At 70.4% G+C, this 25,857-nt stretch carries 27 protein-coding genes; 13 read left to right on the top strand and 14 right to left on the bottom strand.

Features of this window, described 5'->3' with window-relative positions:
* Positions 1 to 38: 38 nt before the first annotated feature.
* The 9 genes from AC1IQ6_RS12145 to AC1IQ6_RS12185 form a co-directional block, all read right to left on the bottom strand.
* Positions 39 to 1,259 carry an MFS transporter gene (locus AC1IQ6_RS12145; RefSeq protein ID WP_479731797.1) on the bottom strand — a complete coding sequence of 407 codons (1,221 nt, stop codon included), beginning with the start codon at positions 1,257 to 1,259 and terminating at the stop codon, positions 39 to 41.
* An 80-nt stretch (positions 1,260 to 1,339) separates the two neighbouring features.
* Positions 1,340 to 2,131 (bottom strand): type I methionyl aminopeptidase, encoded by a 792-nt coding sequence (gene map / locus AC1IQ6_RS12150; RefSeq protein WP_485866413.1) that lies wholly within the window; start codon positions 2,129 to 2,131, stop codon positions 1,340 to 1,342.
* Entirely contained in the window at positions 2,132 to 2,377 is a 246-nt protein-coding gene (locus tag AC1IQ6_RS12155; RefSeq protein ID WP_485866414.1) for a ParD-like family protein, read from the bottom strand.
* A gap of 74 nt (positions 2,378 to 2,451) precedes the next feature.
* On the bottom strand, positions 2,452 to 3,096 hold the full coding sequence (locus tag AC1IQ6_RS12160) for a DUF2894 domain-containing protein (RefSeq protein WP_485866415.1): 645 nt from the start codon (positions 3,094 to 3,096) through the stop codon (positions 2,452 to 2,454).
* On the bottom strand, positions 3,086 to 3,736 hold the full coding sequence (locus AC1IQ6_RS12165; protein ID WP_102775968.1) for an OmpA family protein: 651 nt from the start codon (positions 3,734 to 3,736) through the stop codon (positions 3,086 to 3,088). The genes AC1IQ6_RS12160 and AC1IQ6_RS12165 overlap by 11 nt, the downstream gene beginning before the upstream one ends.
* Positions 3,733 to 7,029 (bottom strand): DUF802 domain-containing protein, encoded by a 3,297-nt coding sequence (locus AC1IQ6_RS12170; RefSeq protein WP_485866416.1) that lies wholly within the window; start codon positions 7,027 to 7,029, stop codon positions 3,733 to 3,735. The genes AC1IQ6_RS12165 and AC1IQ6_RS12170 overlap by 4 nt, the downstream gene beginning before the upstream one ends.
* 10 nt (positions 7,030 to 7,039) lie before the next feature.
* Positions 7,040 to 7,807 (bottom strand): DUF3348 domain-containing protein, encoded by a 768-nt coding sequence (locus tag AC1IQ6_RS12175; protein WP_485866417.1) that lies wholly within the window; start codon positions 7,805 to 7,807, stop codon positions 7,040 to 7,042.
* Positions 7,808 to 7,914: 107 nt separating this feature from the next.
* On the bottom strand, positions 7,915 to 8,826 hold the full coding sequence (locus tag AC1IQ6_RS12180) for a LysR family transcriptional regulator (protein ID WP_102775970.1): 912 nt from the start codon (positions 8,824 to 8,826) through the stop codon (positions 7,915 to 7,917).
* Positions 8,827 to 8,865: 39 nt separating this feature from the next.
* Positions 8,866 to 9,651, bottom strand: coding sequence for a MipA/OmpV family protein (locus AC1IQ6_RS12185; RefSeq protein ID WP_111824940.1), 786 nt, complete (start codon positions 9,649 to 9,651; stop codon positions 8,866 to 8,868).
* 134 nt (positions 9,652 to 9,785) lie between these two features.
* Between AC1IQ6_RS12185 and AC1IQ6_RS12190 the strand changes: the two genes are divergently transcribed.
* The 10 genes from AC1IQ6_RS12190 (at position 9,786) to AC1IQ6_RS12235 (ending at position 19,954) form a co-directional block, all read left to right on the top strand.
* The gene (locus tag AC1IQ6_RS12190; RefSeq protein WP_102775972.1) at positions 9,786 to 10,448 is read left to right on the top strand and encodes a response regulator transcription factor; all 663 of its coding nucleotides are present in this window, start codon (positions 9,786 to 9,788) and stop codon (positions 10,446 to 10,448) included.
* Positions 10,445 to 11,803, top strand: a complete 1,359-nt coding sequence (locus AC1IQ6_RS12195; RefSeq protein WP_485866418.1) for an ATP-binding protein — start codon at positions 10,445 to 10,447, stop codon at positions 11,801 to 11,803. The genes AC1IQ6_RS12190 and AC1IQ6_RS12195 overlap by 4 nt, the downstream gene beginning before the upstream one ends.
* Positions 11,804 to 11,853: 50 nt before the next feature.
* Positions 11,854 to 13,083 (top strand): helix-turn-helix domain-containing protein, encoded by a 1,230-nt coding sequence (locus tag AC1IQ6_RS12200; protein WP_485866419.1) that lies wholly within the window; start codon positions 11,854 to 11,856, stop codon positions 13,081 to 13,083.
* A gap of 31 nt (positions 13,084 to 13,114) precedes the next feature.
* Positions 13,115 to 13,744 carry a Vgb family protein gene (locus tag AC1IQ6_RS12205; RefSeq protein ID WP_102775974.1) on the top strand — a complete coding sequence of 210 codons (630 nt, stop codon included), beginning with the start codon at positions 13,115 to 13,117 and terminating at the stop codon, positions 13,742 to 13,744.
* A gap of 175 nt (positions 13,745 to 13,919) precedes the next feature.
* Entirely contained in the window at positions 13,920 to 15,047 is a 1,128-nt protein-coding gene (locus AC1IQ6_RS12210) for a TRAP transporter substrate-binding protein (RefSeq protein ID WP_111824942.1), read from the top strand.
* A 136-nt stretch (positions 15,048 to 15,183) separates the two neighbouring features.
* On the top strand, positions 15,184 to 15,807 hold the full coding sequence (locus tag AC1IQ6_RS12215; RefSeq protein WP_102775976.1) for a TRAP transporter small permease subunit: 624 nt from the start codon (positions 15,184 to 15,186) through the stop codon (positions 15,805 to 15,807).
* Positions 15,804 to 17,729 carry a TRAP transporter large permease gene (locus AC1IQ6_RS12220; protein WP_485866420.1) on the top strand — a complete coding sequence of 642 codons (1,926 nt, stop codon included), beginning with the start codon at positions 15,804 to 15,806 and terminating at the stop codon, positions 17,727 to 17,729. The genes AC1IQ6_RS12215 and AC1IQ6_RS12220 overlap by 4 nt, the downstream gene beginning before the upstream one ends.
* A gap of 72 nt (positions 17,730 to 17,801) precedes the next feature.
* A complete protein-coding gene (locus tag AC1IQ6_RS12225; protein ID WP_485866421.1) occupies positions 17,802 to 18,332 on the top strand; it encodes a MarR family winged helix-turn-helix transcriptional regulator in 531 nt (176 codons plus the stop codon).
* 41 nt (positions 18,333 to 18,373) lie between these two features.
* Positions 18,374 to 19,114: a DNA alkylation repair protein gene (locus AC1IQ6_RS12230; protein ID WP_246842360.1), complete on the top strand. Its 741-nt coding sequence runs from the start codon at positions 18,374 to 18,376 to the stop codon at positions 19,112 to 19,114.
* Between the two features lie 54 nt (positions 19,115 to 19,168).
* The gene (locus tag AC1IQ6_RS12235) at positions 19,169 to 19,954 is read left to right on the top strand and encodes a DUF169 domain-containing protein (protein WP_485866422.1); all 786 of its coding nucleotides are present in this window, start codon (positions 19,169 to 19,171) and stop codon (positions 19,952 to 19,954) included.
* A gap of 4 nt (positions 19,955 to 19,958) precedes the next feature.
* On the opposite strand, the gene AC1IQ6_RS12240 is transcribed toward AC1IQ6_RS12235, so the two are convergent.
* Entirely contained in the window at positions 19,959 to 20,867 is a 909-nt protein-coding gene (locus tag AC1IQ6_RS12240) for a LysR family transcriptional regulator (protein ID WP_485866423.1), read from the bottom strand.
* A 107-nt stretch (positions 20,868 to 20,974) separates the two neighbouring features.
* Between AC1IQ6_RS12240 and AC1IQ6_RS12245 the strand changes: the two genes are divergently transcribed.
* Both AC1IQ6_RS12245 and AC1IQ6_RS12250 read left to right on the top strand, forming a co-directional pair.
* Positions 20,975 to 22,153 carry an MFS transporter gene (locus tag AC1IQ6_RS12245; RefSeq protein ID WP_102775981.1) on the top strand — a complete coding sequence of 393 codons (1,179 nt, stop codon included), beginning with the start codon at positions 20,975 to 20,977 and terminating at the stop codon, positions 22,151 to 22,153.
* Positions 22,154 to 22,223: 70 nt separating this feature from the next.
* Complete coding sequence (locus AC1IQ6_RS12250; protein ID WP_111824945.1) at positions 22,224 to 22,892, top strand: HAD family hydrolase; 669 nt, start codon at positions 22,224 to 22,226, stop codon at positions 22,890 to 22,892.
* A 35-nt stretch (positions 22,893 to 22,927) separates the two neighbouring features.
* Here the strand turns inward: AC1IQ6_RS12250 and AC1IQ6_RS12255 are convergent, their stop codons facing one another.
* From AC1IQ6_RS12255 to AC1IQ6_RS12270, 4 genes are all read right to left on the bottom strand, one after another.
* Complete coding sequence (locus tag AC1IQ6_RS12255; RefSeq protein ID WP_102775983.1) at positions 22,928 to 23,212, bottom strand: type II toxin-antitoxin system RelE/ParE family toxin; 285 nt, start codon at positions 23,210 to 23,212, stop codon at positions 22,928 to 22,930.
* A 105-nt stretch (positions 23,213 to 23,317) separates the two neighbouring features.
* Positions 23,318 to 24,601 (bottom strand): RNA polymerase sigma factor, encoded by a 1,284-nt coding sequence (locus AC1IQ6_RS12260; protein ID WP_479731656.1) that lies wholly within the window; start codon positions 24,599 to 24,601, stop codon positions 23,318 to 23,320.
* On the bottom strand, positions 24,598 to 25,005 hold the full coding sequence (locus tag AC1IQ6_RS12265; RefSeq protein ID WP_485866424.1) for a VOC family protein: 408 nt from the start codon (positions 25,003 to 25,005) through the stop codon (positions 24,598 to 24,600). Before AC1IQ6_RS12265 ends, AC1IQ6_RS12260 begins: the two co-directional genes overlap by 4 nt.
* A gap of 51 nt (positions 25,006 to 25,056) precedes the next feature.
* Positions 25,057 to 25,467, bottom strand: a complete 411-nt coding sequence (locus AC1IQ6_RS12270) for a YciI family protein (RefSeq protein ID WP_102775986.1) — start codon at positions 25,465 to 25,467, stop codon at positions 25,057 to 25,059.
* A gap of 227 nt (positions 25,468 to 25,694) precedes the next feature.
* On the opposite strand from AC1IQ6_RS12270, the gene AC1IQ6_RS12275 reads away from it, so the two are divergent.
* A complete protein-coding gene (locus AC1IQ6_RS12275) occupies positions 25,695 to 25,853 on the top strand; it encodes a hypothetical protein (RefSeq protein WP_102775987.1) in 159 nt (52 codons plus the stop codon).
* The last annotated feature ends 4 nt before the right edge of the window (positions 25,854 to 25,857 follow it).

Consider the following 25,857-nt stretch of genomic DNA (forward strand, 5'->3'; position numbering starts at 1 on the left):
GCGGGCGGGCGCGGCCGCCAGATACAGATGCGCGCCGATCAGCCCGCAACAGTTGCGGGCTGGCTGCGCAGCCGCCGCACCGGCGAGCCGAACAGCACCGCGAACTGCACGGCGAAGCCGGCGGTGGACGCCCACAGGCAGGCTTCGATTCCGACCCGCGCGGCCAGCACGGCGCCGATCAGCGCGCCGACGGGGCGGGCGCCGTAGGTTGCGGTGAGGATCACCGAAGAGACCCGGCCCAGCATGGCGTTGGGCGTGACCGCCTGGCGCAGCGTGGTGGTGGTGATGGTCCACAGGATGGGGCCGGCGCCGAACAGGAACAGCCCGGCCGCCGCCCACGCGCCCGACGGATGCGCCAGCGTGGCCAGCAGCAGGAGGCTGGCCGCCAGCGCGGCCAGGGGACCCGCGCCGATCATGGCGCCGAAGGACAACCGCCGGGCCAGCCACGGCGCCAGCAGCGCGCCGGCCACCATGCCGCCGCCATACACGCCCAGCGTCGCGCCGACGGCCGCGGCCGACAGGCCGAGCCGGTCCACGGCATAGGCCACGTAGACGGCCTGCAGCACGAACCAGGCGGTATTGAAGAACACGGCGGTCACCAGCACCGGGCGCAGCAGCGGATGCGCGGCGACGAAGGATGCGCCTTCGCGCAACTCGGCCAGCATGCGCCGCCGGGGCCTGGGCGCGGGCGTCTCGCGCGGCAGGCCGGCGAGCAGCAGCGCCGCCAGCAGCGACAAGGCCGCGGCCAGCGCGTAGGCGGGCTGCGCGCCCATCCAGCCGACCAGGGCGCCGCCGGCCGCGGGGCCGGCCGAAAACGCCGCGCTGCGCGCCAGTTCCAGCCAGCGGTTGGCGCTGGCCAGTTCGGCTTGCGCGACCAGCCGCGGCACCAGCGCGGGCGCGGCCACGTTGTAGGCCACGGTGCCCAGCGCGCCCGCGAATCCCAGGGCGGCCAGCCAGCCCAGGTTCAGCAGGTTCGTCCACAACAGCGCCAGCAGGCCCAGCAGGCTGGCCGCGCGCACGGCCTCGGCCACGCTCATCAGGGTGCGGCGCGGCATGCGGTCGGCCAGCACGCCGGCCGGCAGCGACAACAGCAGGAACGGCAGGGTCTGGGCGGCCTGCAGATAGCCGGTCTGCGCGGCGCTGGCGCCCAGCGCCAGCACCGCCACCAGGGGCGCGGCGGCCAGCGCCATCTGTTCGGAGAACTGGGCCGCCAGGTTGGAGGCGGCCAGGCGGCGGAAGGCGCGGGGCAGGGCGGGCATGGAAGCGGGGCGCAGGAACGGCGAGGGCACGATCATGATCGCGCCCCGGCCCGCCGGCACTCCGTTTCTTGCCGCGCCCGTCAGGGTATGGGCGGATAGGCGCCGAAGCCGTCCGGCCAGGGCGTCAGCACTTCATAGCCGGTGTCGGTCACGACCACCATGTGTTCCCACTGGGCCGACAGGGAGCGGTCCTTGGTCACCACGGTCCAGCCGTCGGGCAGCTGCTTGGTCTGGGGCTTGCCGGCGTTGATCATGGGCTCGATGGTGAACATCATGCCGGGCTGCAGCACCAGGCCCTCGCCCGGGCGGCCGTAGTGCAGCACCTGCGGCTCGTCGTGGTAGATCTGGCCGATGCCGTGGCCGCAGTACTCGCGCACGATGCTGAAGTGCTCGCGGTGCGCCACCGTCTGGATCGCGTGGCCCACGTCGCCCAGGGTGGCGCCGGGCCTGACCGCCATGATGCCGGCGCGCATGGCCTCGTAGGTCGTTTCGACCAGGCGGCGCGCCAGCGGGCTGGGCTGGCCCACGTAATACATGCGGCTGGTGTCGCCGAACCAGCCGTCCTTGATGACGGCCACATCGATGTTCAGGATGTCGCCGTTCTTCAGCACCTTGGCCGAGGGAATCCCGTGGCAGATCACGTGGTTGGCCGAGGCGCAGATGGTCTTGGGAAAGCCGTGGTATCCCACGTTGGCCGGGATCGCCTTCTGCACGTTGACGATGTAGTCGTGGCAGATGCGGTCGAGCTCGTCGGTGGTGACGCCGGGACGCACGTGTTCGGCGATCATGTGCAGCACTTCGGCGGCCAGGGCGCCGGCCTTGCGGGCCATTTCGATGTCGGCGGCGGACTTGATGGAGACTTTGCGCGCCATTTACGCGGCCTCCTGGTGGGCCGCCTGCGGCCGGCCCTGGGACAGCGCGGCGATGGCGAAACCTTCGGCCTGCTCGATGCGGATCAGCATCTGGCAGATGTCGGCGTGGCGCAGTTCGGGGTAAAGCTCGGACAGCATGCCAATGCGCATCCAGTGCTCGGCCTGGGAGTTGATGGAGCGGCTCAGCGCGCCGCTGGCTACGCGCAGGTTCTCGTGCATCTGCTCGGAAATCTTGACTATGCCCATAAGTGATCCATATATAAACCGTATATGGACCGTATCTTACTCCGGCGCACGCGGCGCGCGCAAATCGCGGGCCGCTAGCGCGCCTTGCCGCGCGCGCTCTTCTTGGCGCTGGCGCGCGGCGCTTCCTTGGGCGGCGGCGCGGTGGCGGCCGCCATCTGCTCCATCCAGATCAGCGCGTCGGTATAGGACAGGAACTGCTGCAGGTAGCCGGGCGACAGCTCGCGCATCAGCGACAGCGCGCGGTGCACGAGCTGGTTGGAATTGAGCGGGCCGGCGTTCTTGTGGACCTGCTCCTGCGACTGCCGCACCTGGCGGTCGGCGCTGACCCGGGACCAGACGCCCTGGAAGTACTCCAGCACCGCCAGTTCCGGATAGGAGGCGCGCAGCTGCGCCGGCAGCGATTCCGCGGGTTCGTCCGGCGCGGGGGCGGCCAGCGCGTCGGCCAGCCGGGCCAGCGGGCCGGGGGCGGCCTCGGCCTGCGGCGCGGGTTCGGCCCGGCCGGCGGCGCGTTGCAGGTCGTCGGCGTAGGCCAGGATCAGTTCGGCCAGCCTGGCGTCCAGGCGCTGGCGCGCCGCGCCGTCATGCGCGGCGGCGCGCCGCGCCAGCGCGTCGATCAGGCGAAAGCGCGCCGGCGCGTGGCGGTCGGCGCCGCTTTCGCGCCAGCCGTCCAGCACGGCCTGCGCGTCCAGCATTTCCGCGCGCGCGCCGTCAGCGCCCATGAGGCTGTTCCGCGTTGCCGGAAGGGCGGGGAACCGGCGTGATCTCGACCCGGCGGTTCTTGGCCCGGCCGGCTTCGTCGGCGTTCGAGGCCACCGGCTGCTCGGCGCCGAAGGCGGCCGCGAATACGGACGAGGAGGGCACGCCTTCGTCGATCAGCGCGCGCGTGACCGTCAGCGCGCGCTGGGCCGACAGGTCCCAGTTGTCCGCGAAGCGGCGGTTGCCTTCGCGCACCTGCTGGTCGTCGGTATAGCCGCTGACCATCAGGATCTCGTTGTGGGTCCTCAGGTAGGCCGCCAGCGGCTCGATCAGGGTCTTGAGCACCTCGCGGCCTTCCGGCTGCAGCTGGTCGGAGTTCAGCGCGAACAGCACGCTGCCGCTGATGCCGATGCGCCCGTCGATCAGGGTCACGCGCCCGGCGGCCAGCGGGCCGGCCAGCGCCTGTTCCAGCGTCTCGCGGCGCTGGGTTTCGGCTTCGCGCTGCTTGACCTCTTCTTCGAGCTGGGTCGACAGCTGCAATTGCAGCGCGACGACGCTGACCAGGATCAGGACGAAAGCGCCCAGCAGCACCGACATCAGGTCGCCGAAGACGGCCCAGGCCGGGACCGTCGGCTCCACGCCGCCGTCGATGTCCTCGTTCATGCCGTTTCCGCCGCGGGCGCCGCGCGCTGGCTGGCCAGCTGCTGCAGGTTCTCGACGATCTGCTTCTGCGACATCATGCTCAGGTCCACGACCTCACGGGCCTGCGCCACGTAATAGGCGAGCTGTTCGTCGCCGCGCGCGATGGACTTGTCCAGCGCCGCTTCGATGCGCTGCAGATGGGTGAGCAGCTTGTCGTTGGATTCGCCGAACAGCTGCACCGCCGCGCCGAAGGATTCGCCCAGGCTGGCGACTTCGACGGCGCTGCTGGTGACCTGCGCGGCCACGTCGGCCAGCCTGCCGGCCTCGCTTTCGACCAGGCCGGTGAACTGCGCGCCCACCCGGTCGAGCAGACCGGCCGAGGAGGACACCAGCGCGTCCACCGCCGAGCGCTGTTCGGCGGCCGTGTGGTTGACGGCGTCCAGCAGCGTGCCCAGGGTTTCGAGCAGGCGGCTGCGTTCTTCCAGCATCTCGTTGTCGCGCTCCATGCTGTCGGACAGCTTCTGGCGCAGTTCGCCGATGACCTCGGCGGCGGCGCGCGGCGCCTCGGAGGCGGCCTGCACCAGGCGGCCGATCTCGGCGATGGTCTCGCTGGCGTGGGCCTGCGTCTGCGAGGCGATGTCCTGCGCGGTCAGCGCCAGGGTGTCGCAGATCTGCTGCTGCTGGCTGGCGGTGCTGGCGCCGGCCTGTTCCCACTGGTCGCGCAGCGTGTCGGCCATTTCGCCGAGCTTGCCGGTCCAGGCGGCCAGGCGGGCTTCGTCGCTGCCGGCCAGCGCGGCCTGCAGTTCGGCATGCGAGCGCTGCAGGGTCTGCAGCAGCTGTTCGGCCTGCCGGCCGAAGGCGGCCGTCGCGCTTTCCAGCGCCTGCTGGTTGCTGCCGGCCAGCTGCGCGCCGACCTGTTCCTGGCGCGCCTGCGCGTCGATCCAGGCCTGCGTGACGCCGTGGGCCGCCGCCTCCAGGCGGGTGCAGATGTTTTCCAGCAGGCTGGAATGCGCCTGGGCCTGTTCGGCCAGTTCGCGCGACGCCTGGGTCAGCGTGTCGCCGATCTCCAGCTGGCGCAGCGCGGCCTGGGTGCCGGCCTGTTCCCATTCGTGGCCGAGGCGCTCGGCCAGCGTGGACAGCGTGCCGGTCCAGGCGGCCAGGCGTTCCTGGTCGCGCGAGGCCAGCGCGGATTGCAGTTCGGTCTGAGACTGGTCCAGCGTGCGCAGCAGGCCGGCGGCGTGCCGTTCGAAGGCGGCGGCCGCGACTTCGAGCGCCGCCTGGTTGTCGCCGGCCAGCTTTTCGCTGAGTTGTTGCTGCTGCGCCAGCGCGCCAGTCCATTGTTCGGAGACGCCGCGCGCGGCGCTCTCCATGCGCGCGGCCACGCCTTCGAGCAGCGCGGCCTGGGCCTGCGCCTGGGTGGACGCGTCGTGCACGGTCCGGGCCAGCGACTCGGTGATCTCCTGCTGGCGCACCACGGTCTGCGCGCCGGCCGCTTCCCATTGCTGGCCGAGCGCCGCGGTCATCGAGGCCAGGGCGCCGCTCCACGCGGCCAGGCGTTCCTGGTCGCGCGCGGCCAGCGCGGCCTGCAGGTCGGCGTGCGATTGCTCCAGCGTGCGCAGCAGCGAGGAGGAATGCTGCTCGAACGTGGCGGCGGCCGCTTCCAGGGCCTGGCGGTTGTCGCCGGCCAGGCGTGCGCTGGCGGCTTCCTGGCGCGACAGCGCATCGGTCCATTGCTGCGACACGCCGTTGGCGGCGGCTTCCATGCGCGCGGCCACGCCTTCGAGCAGACCCGCCTGGGTGGCGGCCTGCGCGGTGACGTCGCGCACGGTCTGCGCCAGCGTCTCGGCGATGGTCTGCTGGCGCTCGGCGGCCTGGGCGCCGGCCTGCTGCCATTCCTGGCGCAGCGTCGCGCCCATGGCGCCCAGCGTCTCGGTCCAGGCCGCCAGGCGCTGCTGGTCGCGCGAGGCCAGTTCGGATTGCAGCGCGCTATGCGACTGGTTCAGGGTGCGCAGCAGCGAGGCCGAGTGCTGCTCGAAGCTGGTGGCGGCCGCGGTCAGCGCCTGCAGGTTGTCGCCGGCCAGTTTTTCGCTGGCCTGTTCCTGGCGCGCCAGCGCCTGGCTCCAGGCCTGCGACATATCGCCGGAAGAGGCCTCCAGGCGCGCGGAGACCTGATCCAGCAGCGCGGCCGAGCGTTGTTCGAAGGTCTGGGCGTAGCGGTCCAGCGATGCGCGCAGGTCCTGGGCCAGGGCTTCGCTGGCGCGCTGCTGTCCGGCCAGGGCCTGGTTCCAGATCTCGGCCACGTTGGCGGTCGAGGCCTGCAGGCCGGCGGTCAGGCCGTCGAGCTGGCGCTGCACGGCCTGGGTCACGGTGTCCTGCAGGTTGGCGGTTTCGCGCGACAGGCTGGCCATGGTGGCCGCGACCACCGGCTGCAGGGCTTCGCCGGCCGAACGGGCGCTGTGCGCCACGCCGTCCTTCATCGATTGCTCCATGACCGACGCCAGGCGGGCGTAGGCCGCCTCGGCCTTGCCCTGGAAGGCGTCCTGGCTGGCCAGCTGGCGGTCGTTGAGCGCCTGGTGCTGGCGCGTCATGCCGTCCATCATGGCCTGCAGCTTGTCGACCAGCGCGGGCATGGCCTCGGCCTGGCGCTGCATGACTTCGGCCTGGCGTTGCAGCAGCTTGAAGGACTCTTCGCGCTGATAACCTTGCGAATACACGCGCAGGGCGGTGGCGGCCTTGGCGTCGAGCAGCTGCGCGGCGCGGATGCGGTCGCGCCGGCACAGGGCGGCCAGCAGCCCCAGCATCGCCGAGGTGGCCACGCCGGCGATCGAGGTGCCGAACGCGAATCCCAGGCCCTTGACCGGCGCGGCCAGCGAGGCGCGGATGGCGGCGAGGTCCGTGGCGCTTTCCAGCGCCAGGCCGGTGCCGCGCAGCGTCACCACCATGCCCAGGAAGGTCCCCAGCATGCCCAGCAGCACCAGCAGCCCCACCAGGTACGGCGTCAGCGCCGGCCCGGGCAGGCCGGCGCGCTCGCCCTCGATGCGCAGGCGCGCGGCGTTGCGCAGGCTGGCGGGCAGCTGGTCCAGCCAGCTGGCCAGGTTGCCCGGCGCCTCGGCCAGCCCGGAGAGGGCGCGGCTCAGGGCCGAGGTGGCCCGCTGGTAGCGCCACAGTTCGTACGCGCCGGCGAGATAGCAGACGCCGATGAGCAGGGTCACGGCCAGCGCCAGCGGGTTGGTGCCCGCATAGCCCAGGCCGATCCAGCCCGCAACGGCCAGGCCGGCCAGGAAAACAACGAGATTGATCAGGTATCGGGACATAGTGTCCTGGTTAGTGTGTACGGATCTGGCCGGTGCGCAGGGCGGCAAGCAGCCCCTCGACCGGTTGTAAACGGACATCCAGTTCGGCGAGCAGGACGCTGCGCATGTCCTTGCGGAACGTCTCCAGCCAGGCGCCGGCCGCGGCCGCAGGCGCCTCGGCGCCGTCGTCGCCGGCTTCGGCCAGGGCCTGCGCCTCGGCCTGGCGCAGGCGTTCGAAATGGCCTTGCAGCAGTTTCGGGATGGCGCCCAGCAGGGCGCGCTCCTTGGGCAGCAGGGCGCGGTCCATGATGGCGTCGACCACCGCCAGGCGCGTCCATTCGCCATTCCTGGCCGCGACCATGCCGCGCAGCCGGCTGCGCAGGTTGCCCACGGCGGTTTCCATCGTGTGCTGCAACGACAGATAGCGCTGGCGGAAATTCGCGTAATCGGCCTCGGCTTCGGCCAGGGCCGCCAGCTTCTTTGCCGGCGCCTGTCCCGGCGCGGGACGCCTGGCGGCCGTGGCCGCGGTATCGCTGGCGATGGCGTCGGCCAGGGTGGCGCGCACGCGCTGGCATTCGCGCTCCTCGGCGCTGCTGAACATGCGCGCGCCCGGCGCGATCACGGGCGGGCTGGTGTTGAGCGCCGCCGAAAGGGCGATCGCGTCCGTCCAGCCGAGCCACTGGCTCAGATGGTCAGAGAGCGATTGCCTGGATTGCGCGACATCGACATCCGTCAGGCGAGTCAGCAAGCGAATGAGCGTCGGGCCGCTTAAACCGGTGCGCTGGGGGGCCTGCAACATACCACCAGAGTCAAAAAGGGGGGAGTTTACACGGTGGCGGGCGGCGTGGCGGGGGGAAAGGGGGCGGGGCCGGGTAAACGGGGTCGTATCACCCGGCGCATGTCGCGCTAGGCCGCGCGGGCCAGCGGCGGTTCGGCGGCCAGCGCGGCCGCGGGCGCGTCCAGATACTCTGCCAGGAAGTCGATCAGGCGGCGGGTCTTGGCCGGCAGCAGGCGGGTCTCGGTCACGGCGTGCACGGCGACCGGTTCCAGGCTCCAGGTCGGCAGCACGCGCACCAGTCCGTCGGCGCCGCCGCCCAGCGCCGCGATGCCTGCGCCCATCTGGGCCAGCTGCCTGGCCATGCAGGCGTCGTTGGCGCCATAGCGCAGGGACGCCGGGACGTCGCGCCGCTCGGTCCCGCGCCGCAGCCGCCAGGGGCCGGCCGGGCAGGCGCCCTGGCGCAACCCGATGCAGTCGTGGCGTTCCAGGTCTTCGGGTTCGCGCGGCGCGCCTCGCGCGGTCAGATAGGCGGGCGAGGCATACAGCCCGGCCTGCACCGCGCCCAGGCGGCGCGCCACCAGCGTGGAGTCGGGCAGCTCGCCCAGGCGGATCGACACGTCGGCGGCATCGGGCGCGCGCTCGGCGCTTTCGCGCTCGGCCACGGACAACTGCAGCCGGATGTCCGGGTAGCGGCGCCCGAAAGCCACCATGGCTGGCATCAGCGCGTCCAGCGCATGGGCCGCCGGCAACTGCACCCGCAGCGGCCCGCTGGGCGTGTCCAAATGCTCGCGCAGCTCGGCGTGCGCCAGTTCGGCTTCGGCCACGATGCGGCGGCAGCGCTCGAAGTACAGGCGGCCCGCGTCGGTCAGTTCCACGCGCCGCGTGTTGCGGTTGAGCAGGCGCAGCCCGACCGAGCGCTCCAGTTCGGCCACGTGGCGCGACACCGTGGAGGTGGGGACGCCGAGCGCGGCGGCGGCGCGGCTGAAGCTGTGCGCCTTCGCCACTTCGGCGAACAATTCCATGCCATGCAGGCGTTTCATCTGGGATCTCCCTGGTTGCGGGCCGGCCGGCCCTGGCCGTCAGAATGCGTAGATGACGCCGACGTGGGCGAACGCGTTGGTCTCGCGGTCGGTCAGCGGGCTGTCGCGGGCGTCGCCGGCCAGGGTGCTGACGCCCAGCGTGGTCACCGCGGCCCAGCGGTCGTTGAAGCTGTGTGTCCAGGTGCCGAAGACCGACACGGATTTGAAGCCGGACGAGGCCGAGTAGGTATCCAGCCCGGCGCGGCTGCGCGCGGCCTGCGAGGGCGTGACGCCAAACCACGTCTGCATGTAGTCGCTGTCGGCCCATTGCGTGTTGGCGCCGATCGAGACGCGGTTGCGCGTGTCGCGCCATGCCGTGTAGGTTGCGCGCAGGTCCAGCGTGGCGCCATAGCCGCTTTTCGCGGCCTGCCGGTAGGCCGCGATCACCGAGAAGTCCCCGGGCGACCATTCGATGAAGGCGCCGTAGGTGCCGTGGAAGTCGATGTCTTCCAGTCCCTTGGTGAGGTCGGCGTCATCGGCCTTGCGTCCCAGCCCCATGCCGACGAAGGCGCCGGTGGTCCAGTCCGGCGCCAGGTCGAACTTCAGGCCCATGGCCGGCAGGCCCGCGCGCGGTGAAATGAAGAAGTGTCCGGACTGGTATTGGATCAGCGGCACGGGCAGGGCGCGGTATTCGCTGGAGCCTTCGTACACCGGTATGGCGCCCACGCCCATGCCGATGAAGTTGCGGCGCTGTCCCTCGTTCTCGGCGCGTGCGTTGCCCGTCAGCGCCGCCAGCAGCGCGGCCGAGGCCGCCAGCGTCCTGCTTGATAAAATCAGTGGCTTCATTCCATTGCTTCCTTTGTTCCCAGGCGGGCCGGCTGCCTCGCCCTACGCGAACCGCATTGTCGGCATGGGGTTTTAATAATTTTTTAAATGGGCGCCGGCATGATTCGCCCTCGTTCGTTTGCCTTGGAGTTCTCTTGCGTGTCCTGTTAGTCGAAGACGACGCCATGCTGGGCGACGCCTTGCATACCGGCCTGGGTCAGTCGGGGGTGGACGCGCACTGGGTGCGCGACGTCGCGCAGGCCAGGCTGGCCCTGGTCGAACATGCTTTTCAGGCCGTGCTGCTGGACTTGGGGCTGCCCGACGGCAGCGGCCTGGCGGTCCTGAAGCAACTGCGCGCGCGCTACGACGCGACTCCGGTGCTCATCCTGACCGCGCGCGACCGGCTCAGCGAACGCGTCCAGGGCCTGGACCTGGGCGCCGACGACTACATCGTCAAGCCGTTCCAGCTCGATGAGCTGCTGGCCCGGCTGCGCGCCGTGGTCCGGCGCAGCAGCAACACGGTGGTGTCGGCGCTGCGCTGCCGCGACGTGGTGCTGGAACCCGCAAGGCGGGTGGTGACGCGCGCCGGCGTGGAGATCGGACTGAGCGCACATGAATACCGCACGCTGCTGGCGCTGATGGAGCGCATCGGCCATACCGTCAACCGCGAGCAGCTGGAGGCCGCCGTCTATGGCGACAGCGGCGCGATCGAAAGCAACACGGTGGCCGTGTACATCCACCAGCTGCGCCGCAAGCTGGGCGACGGGCTGATAACGACGGTGCACGGCCTGGGCTATCGCATCGAAGAGGCGTCATGAAGACCTTGCGCAGGCAGTTGACGGTCACGCTGCTGCTGACCCTGTTGCTGGCCTGGATCGGCGTGTCGGCCTTCCAGCAGTACGAAACCATGCGCGCCCAGACCGGCGTGCGCGACCTGTGGCTGCGCGACGCGGCCACCCAGATGCTGGCCTCGCTGCCGGTCAGCCTGCTGGGCAGCGTGGCGCCCACCGAACGCTTCGCGCCGCCCGGAGCGGAACTGGTCGACGGCGACCGGGTGCGCTTTCATGTGTGGTCGCTGGCCGACCGGCGGCTGTTGATGCGTTCGCCTGAGTCGCCCGAAGCGCCGCTGAGCGCGACGCTTGCCGACGGCTACGCCGACGTGACGCTGGACGGCGCCGCGTGGCGCGTGTTTTCGCTCACCGACGCCAGCGGCCGCGTGCAGGTGCAGGTGGCCAAGCCCGAGAGCGAATGGCGCGCGCGGTCCTGGTACAGCGTCAAGCGCGGCCTCATCATCGTCTCCATTCTGTTCGTGCTGCTGGCGGCGGTGAGCTGCGCGGTGGTGTGCCGGGCTTTCCGCAAGGTGGACCAGACGGGCGCGGCGATCGCGCGCCGCGAGCCGTTCGACCTGGCGCCCGTGCCGTCGGCCGGCATGCCGGGCGAACTGCATCCGTTCATCCAGTCGATCAACCAGTTGCTGGGACGGGTGAAGGCCGGCATGGACCGCGAGCGCCGCTTCCTGGAGGACGCGGCGCACGAACTGCGCACGCCGCTGGCCGCGCTCAGCGCGCACGCCGAACTGGTGGCGCGCAGCATCGGAACCGGCGGCGAGACGGCCTCGATCGAAAAGCTGCGGCAGGTCGCGCAGCGCACTTCGCGCCTGTCGGAGCAGTTGCTGGATCAGGCCCGCATGGATGCGTTGAGCGCAGGCGCCGACGCGCCAGAGACGATCGAACTGGACAAGCTGGTCGTGATGCTGGCGCGGGATTGCGAATCGGACGCGACCCGCAAGCGCCAGCGCATCCTGCTCGAAGTCCGGGCCTGTACGGTCCAGGGGCGAGTCGACGCGATGGGCGTGCTGCTGCGCAACCTGCTCGACAACGCGGTCCGCTATACGCCAGAGGGCGGGCAGATCGCCGTGTCCTGTGGCCCTACGCCGGACGGCGGTGCGTTCCTGCGCGTGGCCGACGACGGCCCCGGCATCGCGCCGGCCCAGCGCCGGCGCGTCTTCGACCGCTTCTACCGCGCCGCCGGCAGCACCGGCGGCGGCAGCGGCATCGGCCTGTCGCTGGTGGCGCAGATCGCCCGCCAGCATCACGCCGAGATCAGCCTGGACGAGGGCCTGCGCGGCGCAGGCGTGGCGCTGACGCTGAATTTCCCGCCGGCCGGTCGGTGATAGATTAGGGCTTGCACACTGAATGGAGCCGCGCACGTGGCGCAATGTCCATGGATTCCCTGATCGCATCGGCGGCGCGGGCGCTGGCGGCCGGCGATCCGCTGGCCGCGCTGAATCTGGTCGCCTTGCGCGGCGACGCGCCGGCGCTCGCCCTGCGCGGCATCGCCATGGCGCAGTTGGGCGATTTCCGCCGCGCCCGCACCCTGCTGCGTAGCGCCGCCCGCGGCTTCGACGCCAAGGACGTGCTGTCGCGCGCCCGCTGCGTGGTGGCCGAGGCCGAGATCGCGCTGGTCTCGCGCGAGCTGGCCTGGCCGGAGAAGGCGCTGGAGGCCGCGCGCGCCGCCTTGCAGGCGCACGGCGATCCGGCCAATGCCGCGCACGCCCGTCATCTGCAGGCGCGCCGGGCGCTTCTGATCGGCCGGCTCGACGACGCCGAACGCGCGCTGGCCGCGCTCGACCCGGCCGCGCTGGCGCCCGCGTCGCGCGCCATCCATGAACTGATCGCCGCCGGCATCGCCTTGCGGCGGCTGCGGATACAGCCCGCGCGCGCCGCGCTGGCCCAGGCCGAGATCGCGGCCAATCACGCCGGCATTCCGGTGCTGGCGGCCGAGGTCGAAAGCGCGTCGATGGTGCTGACCGCGCCGGCCGCGCGCCTGCTCGGGCGCGGCGGCGAACGCCTGTTGCTGCTGGACGAGGTCGAGGCGCTGCTGGCGTCCGACACGCTGGTGGTGGACGCCTGCCGCAACGCGGTGCGCGAGGCCGGCGCGGTGGTGCCGCTGGCGAGCCGGCCGGTGCTGTTCGCGCTGGCCCGCGCGCTGGCGCAGGCCTGGCCGCAGGCCGTCGCGCGCGAGGCCTTGAGCCGGCAGGCCTTTCGCAGCGCGTACTTCGACGACACGCACCGCGCGCGCCTGCGCGTGGAAATCGGCCGGCTGCGCACGGCGCTGCGGCCGCTGGCCGGCATCGTCGCCACGCGCGAAGGCTATGCGCTCGAGCCGCGGCCGGGACGCGAGGCCGTGGTGCTGGCCCGCCCGGTCGAAGACGCCGACCGCGACCACGGCGCCATCCTGGCGTTCCTGGCCGACGGCGAGGCCTGGTCCAGTTCGGCGCTGGCGCTGGCCCTGAACGCCAGCCAGCGCACGGTGCAGCGCGCGCTCGATGCGCTGGCCGCCGCCGACAAGGTGCAGTCGCGCGGGCAGGGCCGCGCGCGGCGCTGGATCACCCCGCCCATGCCCGGATTCACGACAACCTTGTTGCTCCCGGCCGCGCTGGCGGCGGACTAGCATGGAGGCGTCTCTTTTGGAGGATACCGACATGAAACGCTCCCAAGCCCGCATCATCCGCGAATACGGCCCGTTCGAGAACGTGAGCGCCGTGCACGGCCTGACCTACGATGGCAGCCAGGTGTGGTTCGCCGTGGGCGACAGGCTGCTGGCCATGGACCCCGACAGCGGCGCCACGACGCGCGCCATCGACGTCGCGGCCAGCGCCGGCACGGCCTACGACGGCAGGCATCTCTACCAGATCGCCGACGGGCGCATCCAGAAAATCGAGCCGGCCAGCGGCCGCGTGGTCTCCACCATCGCCGCGCCGGGCGGCGGCGAGGACTCGGGCCTGGCCTGGGCCGAAGGCAGCCTGTGGGTGGGCGTGTACCGCCAGCGCAAGATCCACCAGGTGGACCCGGAATCCGGCCGCGTGCTGCGCACGATCGCTTCGGATCGCTACGTCACGGGCGTGACCTGGGTGGACGGAAAGCTGTGGCACGGCACCTGGGAGGACGGCGCCAGTGAGTTGCGCGAACTGGACGCGCGCACCGGCGAAGTGCTGCAAAGCGTGGAAATGCCGGCCGGCACGGGCGTCTCGGGGCTGGAGTCCGACGCCGGCGAACGCCTGTTCTGCGGCGGCGGCGACAGCGGCAAGGTGAGAGTCGTGCAGAGGCCTTAGCGCTTAAGCGTTAAGCAGTTCTAGGGTAAATCCTGACATAAAGCTGATTGTCACCGATTAGTCGGAAAGGTCTAATCAGCTCACAGTTTCGCGTCATCCGCGGGCCGCTCCCGCGTCCACGTAGCAGAAGTAACTATTAGCTGGTCCATGTAGTCCTTTCAGGAGACAACACACCATGCAACACGTTACAAAGCCCCGCCGCCGCAAGTTCATCTCCGGCGCAGCCGCGGCCGGCGCCGCAGCCCTGGGATTTCCGGCGGTCAGCCGGGCGCAGAATGCCCCGATTTCCCTGCGCTTCCAGAGCACGTGGCCGGCCAACGACATCTTCCACGAGTTCGCCCGCGACTATGCCCAGAAGGTCAACGACATGGCCGGCGGCCAGTTGAAGATCGAGGTGCTGCCCGCGGGAGCGGTGGTCAAGGCGTTCGATCTGCTGGACGCGGTGTCCGCGGGCACGCTGGACGGCGGGCATGGCGTGGTGGCCTACTGGTACGGCAAGAACACGGCCGTGGCGCTGTGGGGGTCCGGGCCGTCTTTCGGCATGGACGCCAACATGCTGCTGGCCTGGCATGAATACGGCGGCGGCAAGGAGCTGCTGGTCGAGATCCAGAAGGCCATGGGCGTGAACGTGGTGTCGCTGATGTACGGCCCGATGCCGACCCAGCCGTTCGGCTGGTTCAAGCGCCCGATCACCAAGATGGACGAGGTCAAGGGCCTCAAGTTCCGCACGGTGGGCCTGGCCATCGACATGTACACGGCCATGGGCGCGGCGGTCAACGCGCTGCCCGGCGGCGAGATCGTGCCGGCGCTGGACCGAGGCCTGCTCGACGGCGCCGAGTTCAACAACGCGTCCTCGGACCTGGCGCTGGGCTTCCAGGACGTCTCCAAGATCTGCATGCTGCAGAGCTTCCACCAGAGCGCGGAGCAGTTCGAGGTGCTGTTCAACAAGTCCAAGTACGACAGCCTGCCGGACCACCTCAAGCACATCCTCAGCTACGCCGCGCAGGCCGCCAGCGCCGACATGTCCTGGAAGGCGGCCAACCGCTATTCGCAGGACTACGTCAAGCTGCAGAAAGAGCACAACGTCAAGTTCTACAAGACGCCCGACGCCATCCTGCAGCAGCAGCTGAAGATCTGGGACGAGATGATCGCCAAGCGCTCGGCCGAGAACCCGCTGTTCAAGAAGGTGCTGGAGTCGCAGCGCGCCTTCGCCGAGCGGGTGGGGCGCTGGAACGGGGATACCTCGGTCAACTTCCGCATGGCCTACAACCACTACTTCTCGCGCAGCAACAAGACGGCCTGAACGCAGGGCCCGTCCCGCGCCCGCCCAGGCGGGCCGGGGCGCCGTTGCGCCTTGACTGATTGACACATCGTCTCATGCGTCGCGCGCTCGTCCAGGTCGCGCGGCGGGAAGCCTTGCGCCTCAACCAGGACGCCAGATGATCCGAATCATACGTTTCATAGACCGCATATCCACCTTCGTCGGGCAGGCCTTCGCCTGGTTGATCGTCGTTCTTACCCTGCATGTGTGCTGGGAAGTCGCCGCCCGGTACGTGTTGAACCAGCCCAGCGCGTGGGCGTTCGACCTGCAGATGATGTACTACGGCATCCTGTTCATGATGGCCGGCGCGTACACCCTGGCCAAGAACGGCCACGTGCGCGGCGACATCCTGTACGGCTTTCTGCCGCCGCGCATGCAGGCCGGGCTCGACCTGACGCTGTACATCGTGTTTTTCTTTCCCGGGGTCATCGCCCTGGTGTGGGCGGGCTGGTACTACGCCGGCTATTCCATCGCCATCCGCGAGCATTCCTCGCTGATGGCCGACGGGCCGCCCATCTACCCGTTCAAGGCCTTCATCCCGATCGCGGGCGCGGTCCTGCTGGTACAGGGGCTGGCCGAAGTCATGCGCTGCCTGCTGTGCCTGCGCCGCGGGGCGTGGCCGGCGCGTGAAGAGGACGTCGAGGAAGTGGACGTCGACAAGCTCAAGGAGATGGTGCACGTGAAGGACGAGGACATCGCCCGCCTGGACCGCTACGTCACGCACGAGGAGCCTCGCCAATGAAAATCCACAAGGCATTGTGGTTCGGCCTGTCGTGCATCGGCCTGGTCATCCTGATGATCGTCTTCCTGACACCCTGGGACAACCTCACCACCGGGCACATCGGGCTGCTGATGCTGGCGCTGATCGTGGTGGCGATCATGCTGGGCTTTCCGACGGCGTTCACCCTCATGGGCATGGGCGTGCTGTTCACCTTCCTGGCGTACTACATGCAGAATCCCGATCCGGCGCGCTCGATCGGGCAGACGCTGGACCTGATGGTGCAGCGCACGTACGCCACCATGACCAACGACTCGCTGATCTGCATTCCGCTCTTCGTGTTCATGGGCTACCTGGTGGAGCGCGCCAACCTCATCGAAAAACTGTTCCGCTCCATGCACCTGGCGCTGGCGCGCCTGCCCGGCGCGCTGGCGGTGGCCACGCTGGCCACCTGCGCCATCTTCGCCACGGCCACCGGCATCGTCGGCGCGGTGGTCACGCTGATGGGCCTGCTGGCCATGCCGGCCATGCTGAAGGCCGGCTACAGCGTGCGGCTGACGGCCGGCGCCATCACGGCCGGCGGCTGCCTGGGCATCCTGCTGCCGCCTTCGGTGATGCTGATCGTGTACGGCGCGACCACCGGCGTGTCGGTGGTGCAGCTGTATGCGGGCGCGCTGTTCCCCGGCATCATGCTGGCCGGCCTGTACATGCTGTACGTCATCATCCTGGCCAAGCTGCGGCCCGACCTGGCGCCGCCGCTGCCCATGACCGAACGCGGCGTGCCGCTGTCGCCCGAATCGAAGGCGCTGGCCTCGGGCGGACACGTGCGCGCGCTGTCCGGCATGGTGGCGGCCCTGTTCAAGGGGCGCCGCAACCGCGACGTGCCGCTGTCGGCGCTGCTGCGCTACATGGCGATGGCGCTGGCGCCGCTGGCGGTGACGGTGCTGCTGGTGGCCGTGGTCTACCAGGCCACGACGCGGCCCGAAGTGGTCTACGACGTGCCCGCGGAACTGCAGCTGGGTTCGGTGGATTTCGATTCGGGCCTGAGCGAGCCGCCGTCCGGCGGACTGGCCGAGCCGCCTTCCAATGACGCGGGCGGCCTGTCCGAACCGCCCGGCGCCCAGTCCGACGCGCCGGCGGCGCCGTCCGCCGCGGCCGCGGCGGATGCGCCGGCCGAGGCCGGCGAGGGCATCGCCGCGCCCACCGGCTTCTGGATCTTCGCGGCGATATGCGCGGCCGCCATGCTGGCGTTCTATGGCCTGTTGACCTGGGCGCGGCTGGAAATCTTCAAGATGCTGATGTCCTCGTTCTTCCCGCTGGCCGTGATGATCGCGGCGGTGCTGGGTTCGATCGGCTTCGGCCTGGCCACGCCCAGCGAGGCGGCGGCCATGGGCGCGCTGGGCGGCGCGCTGCTGGCGCTGGCGTACCGGCGGCTGAACATGCCGGTCCTGCGCGAATCGGTGTTCCTGACCGCAAAGACCAGCGCCATGGTGTGCTGGCTGTTCGTCGGCTCGTCGATCTTCTCGGCGGCCTTCGCGCTGCTGGGCGGACAGCGCATCATCGAGGAATGGGTGCTGTCGCTGGGGCTGTCGCAGCTGCAGTTCCTGCTGCTGGCGCAGGTCATCATCTTCCTGCTGGGCTGGCCGCTGGAATGGACCGAGATCATCGTGATCTTCATGCCCATCTTCGTGCCGCTGCTCAACACCTTCGGCATCGATCCGCTGTTCTTCGGGCTGCTGGTGGCGTTGAACCTGCAGACGGCGTTCCTGTCGCCGCCAGTGGCCATGTCCGCCTTCTACCTGAAGGGCGTCTCGCCGCCGCACGTCACGCTGAACCAGATCTTCATGGGCATGATGCCGTTCATGGGCATCCAGGTGATCGCGATCTTCCTGCTGTACGTGTTCCCGGAGATCGGGTTGTGGCTCCCCACGGTGCTGTATCGCTGAAGGCAGGCCCGTGGTTGCAGGATATTAATTAGCCGGCGTACTATACGTCGGCTAATTAATTTTGGAGCGGCCATGAAGGACGGACAAGCCATGCTGGAACGCAAGCACCGCGCGCTGCTGGAAATCGCGGCAAGGCGGGGGTTGCCGTCGGCCGGCGGCATCGGCTTGTGCTTTCAGTTGCTGTCGCTGGCCGCGGCCATCGATCGGGATTGCGCCGCCCGGCTCGCGCCGCGCGGGCTGTCCGAGGGCAAATTCGTGCTGCTGTTCCTGCTGCACGAACAGGCGCAGGGCCTGGCGCCGTACGAATTGGCCGCAGGCGCCGGCGTCACGCGCGCCACGGTGACCGGCCTGCTCGACGGGCTGGAGCGCGACGGTTTCGTGGCGCGCCAGGCAGGCAAGGACGACAGGCGCAGCATCCAGGTGAAGCTGACCGTCAAGGGCCGGACGGCCGCGGCCAGGCTTTTCAAGGAGCACACCGACTGGATCGGCTCGCTGTTCGCGGGCTTCGGCGACGCGGACCGGGAGCGACTGGCCGGCCTGCTGGAGCGGGTCTGGCAAGGCACGGACGCGGGCCGTGCCGCCATTCGGGAGCCGGCGCGGTGAGCCCGCGCAAGGCTGCGGCGCCGAAGCCGGCCGGCAGGGGCGTGAAAGACATCGCGCCCGAGCGCCTGGCGCAGTTGAACGCCGGAGAACCGGCGGCCACGCTGACCGAATGCCTGGCGGTGGATTTCGCCGCGCTGATGCAGGCCGTGGCGCCGCAGGCCGGGGCCGCGGCGGTGGCTTCGATGCGCGCGCAGGCGGGGCTGGGCATTTCCCGGCGCATGGCGCTGGCCGCGCACATCCTGGGCGAACGCCTGGGGCCCGACGGCTTCGAAGTCTTGAAGACGCACCGTTGCGACACGGTGCGCGGCTGGGCCTGCTTCATGGCGGGCGCCATGCCGGCCGGGACGCTCGGCGCGCGCCTGGATCTGATCCGTCCGCTGGCCGACGACGCGCATTTCGGCGTGCGCGAATGGGCCTGGCTGGCGCTGCGCGAGCATCTGGCGGCGCAACTGCAGGAGGCGCTGCGATTGCTGCAGCCATGGACCAGTGAGCCGTCCGAGCGGCTGCGGCGTTTCGCCTGCGAGTCGCTGCGTCCGCGCGGCGTCTGGTGCGCGCACATCGCGGCGCTGAAGTCCGATCCGGGCCTGGCGCTGCCCTTGCTGGAAGCGCTGCGGGCGGACCCGGCCGTCTATGTGCAGGATTCGGTGGCGAACTGGCTCAACGACGCCAGCAAGAGCCGCCCGGACTGGGTGCGCGAAGTATGCGCGCGCTGGTCGGCGGGCCGGCCGGCGGCCGCCACCGAACGCATCTGCAAGCGGGCGCTGCGTTCCATCGGTCCGTAGGCCCGGCCGTTTCGTTATAGTCCTTGCTGTACTACGACAGTCCAAAGGACGGGCATGGAAGAGACGACACTGAACTGGGCATCGCTGGTCGATGACCTGAACAAGCTGCTGCGCCTGAAGACCACGGTCATCGGCATGAAGCTGTATGAGCGGGCGGAGGACATGGCGGCGGTCAAGGGCCTGCGGCGTCCGCAGGCCACGCACACCACCGACCAGATCGTCGGCATGGCGGCGCGGCTGGGCTGGACCGTGGGCATCACCGGCGACGATCTGGTGGGCGCGCAGTGCCGCGCCGTGATCGGGCTGGGGCCGCAGGACGAGGCCTGGCGGCGCGGCGAGGACTATGTCGGCGTATGGCACGCCACCCAGGCCGACGCCCAGGCCCGCCAGGAAGCGCTGTCCTGCGTGCCCGCGGGCAAGTACCAGGGCATGGTGGTGTCGCCGCTGGCCTCGGGCCGGCTGAACCCGCCAGACATCTGCCTGGTGTACGCCACGCCGGGCCAGATGATCATCCTCATCAATGGCCTGCAATGGAAGAACTACCGCCGCTTCGACTGGAGCGTGGTGGGCGAGACCGCCTGTGCGGACTCCTGGGGCAGGGCGCTGGCCACCGGCGAACCCAGCCTGTCCTTGCCCTGTTTCGCCGAGCGCCGCTACGGCGGCGTGCCGGACGAGGAAATGCTGATGGCCATGCCGCCGCGCTACCTGCCCATCGCCATCGAGGGCATGAAGGCCTTGTCGGCTAACGGACTGCGCTATCCGATCCCGCCCTACGGCATCCAGAACGACGTGCGCGCCGGCATGGGCGTGAGCTACGCGCGGCCCCCCGCCAAGTCCTGAGCCCTCAGCGGGCCGCGTCGCGCAGCGCGGCCGCCAGCACCCGGGCGGCCGGCCCCAGCGGCTGGTCGATGCGGTGCGCCAGATAGGTTTCGGCGGCCACCTGGCTGCCGCGGCCCAGGCTGTCGGTCGGCAGGCGCAGCAGCCGGCCTTCGGCCAGGTCGCGCTCCACCTGCCACAGCGGCAGGCGGCCCCAGCCCGCGCCGGCGACGATCAGCGCGTGCTTGGCGTCCTGCGTATTGACGCGGCAGGTCTGCGGCGACAGCACGGCGAAGTCGCGGCCCTGGCTGAGCGCCGAGGGGTCCGACTGCACGATCTGCACATGGTCGGCGAGGGCGGGCGGGGCCAGCGGCTCGCCCGCCGCGACGTGGCGCGCCAGCGCGTGGGCCGCGCCGACCACGGCCACCATCTGCACCGAGGACAAGGCCTGCATGGCGATGTGCGGATGGCGGAAGTGCTCGCCCGCCACGATGCCCAGCGTATGGCTGCGCGCCAGCAGCGCCTCTATCGGCCCGCCCAGCGGCAGCACCGAAATCCGCGTGGCCACCGAAGGATAGGCCGCGCGCAGCGCGTTGATCGAGGCGCCCACCGCGGCAAGGGGAAACAGCGTGTCCACGGCCAGTGACAGTTCCAGCTCGACGCCTTCGCCCAGCCCCTGGGCGCGGGCGCGCATGGCGTCCACGCGCAGCAGGATGTCGCGGGCGTTGGCCAACAGCGCCGCGCCCTCGGGCGTCATGACGGGACGGTGGCCGCTGCGGTCGAACAGCCTGACGCCCAGCTGCGTTTCCATATTGGCGATGGCGTGGCTGACCGCCGACTGCACGCGCGACAGGCGGCGTGCGGCCGCGCGGAAACTGCCGGTGTCGGCCACCGCCGCGAATACGCGTAGCTGGTCCAGGGTAAGAGCGTCTATCATCGCGCCGGACGATCTAATAAATCGATCAATTCAATCAGAAGATTATCACTTACCGGAATCGGCTGGCGATGGCATCCTGGCCGGGTTCTGACAAGGCGGAGACGGGAATGGGGCAGGAAGGAACGCGCTGGGGCGCGGTGGCGGCGATCGTGGGCGCGGGCGTGGCGGCGGCGCTGCAGGTGGGCAAGCTGATCATCGCCGCGCCGTTGCTGCGCCGGGATCTGGGGCTGGACCTGGCCGCGATAGGCGCGCTGGCGGCGGTGTTCTCCGTGCTGGGCATGTTCGGCGGCATCGCGGCCGGCGGCGTCATCGGCCGCTACGGCGCGCGTCGCATGCTGCTGGCCGGCCTGGCGGCCACGGCCGTGGGCGCGGCGCTGGGCGCGATGGCGCCGGCCTACGGCCTGCTGCTGGCGTCGCGCGTCATGGAAGGGCTGGGATTCCTGATGATTTCGGTGGCGGGTCCGGCGGCCTTGCAGCGCATGGTGTCGGCCTCGAACCGCGATATCGCGTTCGCGCTGTGGAGCTGTTATATGCCGGCGGGCATGGCCATCGCGATGCTGGCCTCGCAGGCCTTCGGCGACTGGCGCGGCTACTGGTGGTGCGCCAGCGCGGCGGTGGTCGTGTCGCTGGCGAGCGTCGCGGCGCTGGCCCCGGCCACGCCGGGCGGGGCCAGCCTGTCCTGGCGCAGCCTGCGCCAGGACACGGCGGACACCCTGGGCGCGCCCGGCCCGCGCCTGCTGGCGCTGACGTTCACGCTCTACAGCCTGATGTTCTTCGCGCTGTTCACCTTCCTGCCGGTGCTGCTGACCGAGCAGCTGGGCCTGTCGCTGGCCACGGCCGGCGTCTACAGCGCCATCGCCAGCGCCGCCAACGTGATCGGCAACCTGGGCGCCGGCGTGCTGCTGGCGCGCGGCTGGCGGCGTTCCACGCTGATCGCCTGCGCCAGCGTGGCGATGGGCGCGGTGGCGCTGCTCATCTTCCGCTCGGTGTTGCCGGCGATGCCGACCTTTCTGCTGTGCGTGTTGTTCTCGGCGGTGGGCGGGCTGATACCGGCCACCCTGCTGGGCACCGCGCCCACGCTGGCGCCGCGCGCCGGCCTGGCGGCGGCGTCGGTGGGGCTGGTGATGCAGGGCAGCAACCTCGGCCAGGTGATCGGGCCGCTGGCGGTGGGCGGCGCGATCGACCGCTACGGCTGGACGTCGGCCTCGTTCATCGTGGCCGCGGCAGGGCTGGGCGGCGTGGCGCTGGCGTGGCGTTTGCGGCGCCTGCGCGGCGCGGGGCTGTAGGCGCGCGCGGCCGACCTTGCGGCGTCATGCCGCCGGCCTATCATGGGGGCTTGTTTCCCACGGAGCCACTATGCATACGCCTGCCCCCCGCCTGGTCATCTTCGACTGCGACGGCGTCCTGATCGATAGCGAGGTCATCGCGGCGCGCGCCCAGTCGCAGGCGCTGGCCGCGCACGGCATCGCCATCACGCCCGAAGAGGCTGCGCGCCGCTTCGCCGGCATTCCCGACGCGGACATGTGGCAGACCCTGCAGCAGGAAAGCGAACGCCGCCTGCCCGACGGGTTCGCGCGGCAGTACGCCGACCGCCTGCAGGCCACCTTCCGCCAGGAACTGCGCGCGCTGCCCGGCGCGGCCGAAACGGTGGCGGCGCTGCGCGAGCGCGGCATGCAGCTGTGCGTGGCTTCCAGCAGCCAGCCCGCCAAGCTGGAGGCGGCCTTGAGGATGGTGGGCCTGTGGGACGCGTTCGCGCCCAATGTCTTCAGCGTGGCGCAGGTGGCGCGCGGCAAGCCGGCGCCGGACGTGTTCCTGTTCGCGGCCCGGCAGATGCGCGCGGCAATCCTGGATTGCGTGGTGGTGGAAGACAGCGTGGCCGGCGTGCGCGCCGCGCGGGCTGCGCGCATGCGCGCCATCGGCTACGTCGGCGCCTCGCACAACGGTCCCGGGCAACGCCAGCGGCTGCTGGACGAAGGCGCCAGCGAGGTCATCGACGACCTGCGCCGTCTGCCGGAACTGCTGTAGCGGTGCGTGGATGGCTCGGGCCGGCCGGTCCCGGGTCAGTGGTAATCGAAGATCTCGACGTCGGCGGGGCCGTCGGCGGTCCAGACGAAGCAGATGCGCCATTGGTCGTTGATGCGTATGCTGTGCCGTCCGGCGCGCTTGCCGTCTTTCAGGTATTCCAGGCGATTGCCCGGCGGGGTGCGCAGGTCCACGAGCTGGCGCGCCGCATGCAGCAGGCGCAGCTTCTTGAGCGCAGGGGCTTCGGCGTTGACCCACCTGGGGACCCGCCGCAGCTCGAACAGGGCCTGCGTATCTGCACACCGGAAGGACTGGATCGCCATGATCGGACAGTGACGCGTTGCGGTATCGACGCAAACGGTATCCATCGCGTGTACAGGGCGCCAGCGGGCCGGATCGGATCTAGGACGCCGCGATGGCGTCGCGCTTCATGTCTGCGAATCCATCTGGTTGGCGCGTTCCAGCAGCAATGCGCGTTCGCGGGCATTGCGCGTCATGCCGGCGGCGCGTTCGAATTCGGCGCGGGCCTCGGCGCGGCGGCCCAGCCTGGCCAGCAGGTCGGCGCGCACGCTGGGCAGCCAATGGTAATTGGCCAGCGCCGGGTCCTGCGCCAGCCGGTCGGCCAGGTCCAGTCCGGCCTCTGGGCCGAAGGCCATGCCTACGGCGACGGCGCGGTTCAGTTCCACCACCGGCGAGGGCTGCGCCTGCGCCAGCGCGTCGTACAGCGCCACGATGCGCTGCCAGTCGGTGTCTTCGGGCGTGCGGGCGCGGGCATGGCAGGCCGCCAGTGCGGCCTGCAGCGCGTAGGGGCCGCGTGCCCCGCCCAGCGCGTCGGCGCGGTCCAGCGCCGCCAGCCCGCGGCGGATCAGCAAGCGGTCCCAGCGGGCGCGGTCCTGGTCCATCAGCAGCACGGGACGCCCCTGCGCGTCGGCGCGCGCGCACAGGCGCGAGGCCTGCAGTTCCATCAGCGCGACCAGCCCGTGCACCTCGCTTTCCCCGGACGCCAGCTCGGCCAGCACGCGGCCCAGGCGCAACGCTTCGTCGCACAGGGCGGGGCGGGTCCAGTCATCGCCCGAGGTGGCCGAATAGCCTTCGTTGAAGATCAGGTAGATGACCTCCAGCACCGAGGCCAGGCGCGGCGCGCGCTCGTGCGCCCGCGGCACTTCGAACGGCACGTTGGCGGCCGAGAGGCTGCGCTTGGCGCGCACGATGCGCTGCGCGATGGTGGACTCCGAGGCCAGGAAGGCGCGCGCGATCTCGGCCGTGGACAGCCCGCCCAGCAGGCGCAGCGTCAGCGCCACGCGGGCCTCGGTCGACAGCAGCGGATGACAGGCGGTGAAGATCAGGCGCAGCAGATCGTCGCCGATGTCGTCCTGGCGCGCGGCGTCCAGCGCGTCGACGAAATCCGGCTCCACGTCGGCCTGCAGGGCCTCCAGCTCGCGGCCGATCTGCTCGTGCTTGCGCGTATGCAGCGCGTCCAGCCGCAAGCGGTCGCGGGCGCGGTTCTTGGCGGTGGTCATCAGCCACGCTCCCGGGTTGTCGGGCACGCCGGTCTCGGGCCAGCGTTCCAGGGCGGCGACCAGGGCATCCTGCGCCAGTTCTTCGGCCAGGCCGACGTCGCGCACCAGGCGCGCGACGCCGGCGATGACGCTGGCGGCTTCGATCCGCCAGACCGCCTCGATGGCGCGATGCGTGGCCGCCTGCGTCGTCATGCTTCGGGCATCTCGCCGGGCACCATGTACACCAGCTCCCAGATGTGGCCGTCCAGGTCTTCGAAGCCGTGCGCGTACATGAAGCCGTGGTCCTGCGGCTGGCGCGGCGCGCTGCCGCCGGCGGCCAGCGCGCGCGCCACCAGGTCGTCGACCTCGGCGCGGCTGTCGCAGGACAGCGCGATCAGGACTTCGGTGCTCTTGTTGGCGTCGGCCACCGGCTTGCCGGTGAAGGTCTGGAAGAAGTCGGTCACCAGCAGCATGACGTAGATGTCGTCGCTGACGACCATGCAGGCGCCCTGGTCGTTGGTGAACTGGGGATTGAAGGAAAAGCCCAGGCTCTTGAAGAAAGCCTGCGATTTCCGCATGTCGGCGATGGGCAGATTGACGAAGATCTGTTTGGGCATGATGTGGGTTTCCGGTGGGTCGGCTTGGGATCGGTGCAAGAGCGATGGCTGTCAGCGGCTGATGGCCGGCAGGCGCCGGAACCGTTCGATCGATTCGCTGGGGCCGAGTTCGTCCAGCTCGTACATCTGGCGCACTTCGATGGAGCAGGGCTGGTCGGGAAAAGGCTCGGGAAAGCGCAAGGCCCATTGCATGGCCTCTTCGCGCGAGCGCGCCTGGATCATGGTGTAGCCGGCGATCAGCTCCTTGGTGTCGGCGAACGGGCCGTCGATCACCGAGCGCTGGCCGTGGTCGTAATGCACCCGCCAGCCGCGCGAGGAGGGCTGCAGGCCGTTGGCGTCGAGCAGCACGCCCGCCTTGGCCAGGGCTTCGTGATAGGTCGTCATCGCGGCGAACATGCTTTCGGGCGGCATGACGCCGGCTTCGCTGTCGGGCGTGGCCCGCACTAGGATCATGAATCGCATTCCTGAATCTCCTGGGTTCGGAAATCACAGCCCGTCGTGTTTTTCCGGGCTTGTACAGGCACGACGAACGACGCGGCGCCGGATCGACATCCGTGCGAAAAACCTAGGGTAAATCCCAGGTCTGCGGGACGGCGGCGCAACACAACCAGCAGATTGTTACGAACACTCAGCCCTGGTTGCAGCGCGCCTGCCTACACTCGCAGGCGTCCACAACTTTGAATACAGATATGAAAATCCTTTGCAGCTTTGCCTTGATGGCGGCCCTGTTGTCAGGCTGCGCCGTCTATACGCCCGACGGCGCGGTGATCGTCGATCCTCACGGCGGCTACGGCGGCGGCGGCGGCGGTTTCTGTCCGCCGGGACAGGCCAAGAAAGGCAACTGCTGAAGCC

The organism is Achromobacter sp. MUI-25009338 (genome assembly GCF_057359325.1).

What these genes read in the sequence shown, in the direction of transcription:
- AC1IQ6_RS12245 (WP_102775981.1), top strand. Translation starts at nt 20,975, where the DNA reads ATGGGGCAGGAAGGAACGCGCTGGGGCGCGGTGGCGGCGATCGTGGGC.
- AC1IQ6_RS12265 (WP_485866424.1), bottom strand. Translation starts at nt 25,005, where the DNA reads ATGCCCAAACAGATCTTCGTCAATCTGCCCATCGCCGACATGCGGAAA.
- AC1IQ6_RS12255 (WP_102775983.1), bottom strand. Translation starts at nt 23,212, where the DNA reads ATGGCGATCCAGTCCTTCCGGTGTGCAGATACGCAGGCCCTGTTCGAG.
- AC1IQ6_RS12205 (WP_102775974.1), top strand. Translation starts at nt 13,115, where the DNA reads ATGAAACGCTCCCAAGCCCGCATCATCCGCGAATACGGCCCGTTCGAG.
- AC1IQ6_RS12225 (WP_485866421.1), top strand. Translation starts at nt 17,802, where the DNA reads ATGAAGGACGGACAAGCCATGCTGGAACGCAAGCACCGCGCGCTGCTG.
- AC1IQ6_RS12250 (WP_111824945.1), top strand. Translation starts at nt 22,224, where the DNA reads ATGCATACGCCTGCCCCCCGCCTGGTCATCTTCGACTGCGACGGCGTC.
- AC1IQ6_RS12235 (WP_485866422.1), top strand. Translation starts at nt 19,169, where the DNA reads ATGGAAGAGACGACACTGAACTGGGCATCGCTGGTCGATGACCTGAAC.
- AC1IQ6_RS12160 (WP_485866415.1), bottom strand. Translation starts at nt 3,096, where the DNA reads ATGGGCGCTGACGGCGCGCGCGCGGAAATGCTGGACGCGCAGGCCGTG.
- AC1IQ6_RS12165 (WP_102775968.1), bottom strand. Translation starts at nt 3,736, where the DNA reads ATGAACGAGGACATCGACGGCGGCGTGGAGCCGACGGTCCCGGCCTGG.
- AC1IQ6_RS12180 (WP_102775970.1), bottom strand. Translation starts at nt 8,826, where the DNA reads ATGAAACGCCTGCATGGCATGGAATTGTTCGCCGAAGTGGCGAAGGCG.
- AC1IQ6_RS12215 (WP_102775976.1), top strand. Translation starts at nt 15,184, where the DNA reads ATGATCCGAATCATACGTTTCATAGACCGCATATCCACCTTCGTCGGG.
- AC1IQ6_RS12175 (WP_485866417.1), bottom strand. Translation starts at nt 7,807, where the DNA reads ATGTTGCAGGCCCCCCAGCGCACCGGTTTAAGCGGCCCGACGCTCATT.
- AC1IQ6_RS12145 (WP_479731797.1), bottom strand. Translation starts at nt 1,259, where the DNA reads ATGCCCGCCCTGCCCCGCGCCTTCCGCCGCCTGGCCGCCTCCAACCTG.
- AC1IQ6_RS12210 (WP_111824942.1), top strand. Translation starts at nt 13,920, where the DNA reads ATGCAACACGTTACAAAGCCCCGCCGCCGCAAGTTCATCTCCGGCGCA.
- AC1IQ6_RS12275 (WP_102775987.1), top strand. Translation starts at nt 25,695, where the DNA reads ATGAAAATCCTTTGCAGCTTTGCCTTGATGGCGGCCCTGTTGTCAGGC.
- AC1IQ6_RS12270 (WP_102775986.1), bottom strand. Translation starts at nt 25,467, where the DNA reads ATGCGATTCATGATCCTAGTGCGGGCCACGCCCGACAGCGAAGCCGGC.
- AC1IQ6_RS12200 (WP_485866419.1), top strand. Translation starts at nt 11,854, where the DNA reads ATGGATTCCCTGATCGCATCGGCGGCGCGGGCGCTGGCGGCCGGCGAT.
- AC1IQ6_RS12195 (WP_485866418.1), top strand. Translation starts at nt 10,445, where the DNA reads ATGAAGACCTTGCGCAGGCAGTTGACGGTCACGCTGCTGCTGACCCTG.
- AC1IQ6_RS12220 (WP_485866420.1), top strand. Translation starts at nt 15,804, where the DNA reads ATGAAAATCCACAAGGCATTGTGGTTCGGCCTGTCGTGCATCGGCCTG.
- AC1IQ6_RS12170 (WP_485866416.1), bottom strand. Translation starts at nt 7,029, where the DNA reads ATGTCCCGATACCTGATCAATCTCGTTGTTTTCCTGGCCGGCCTGGCC.
- AC1IQ6_RS12260 (WP_479731656.1), bottom strand. Translation starts at nt 24,601, where the DNA reads ATGACGACGCAGGCGGCCACGCATCGCGCCATCGAGGCGGTCTGGCGG.
- AC1IQ6_RS12155 (WP_485866414.1), bottom strand. Translation starts at nt 2,377, where the DNA reads ATGGGCATAGTCAAGATTTCCGAGCAGATGCACGAGAACCTGCGCGTA.
- AC1IQ6_RS12185 (WP_111824940.1), bottom strand. Translation starts at nt 9,651, where the DNA reads ATGAAGCCACTGATTTTATCAAGCAGGACGCTGGCGGCCTCGGCCGCG.
- map (WP_485866413.1), bottom strand. Translation starts at nt 2,131, where the DNA reads ATGGCGCGCAAAGTCTCCATCAAGTCCGCCGCCGACATCGAAATGGCC.
- AC1IQ6_RS12240 (WP_485866423.1), bottom strand. Translation starts at nt 20,867, where the DNA reads ATGATAGACGCTCTTACCCTGGACCAGCTACGCGTATTCGCGGCGGTG.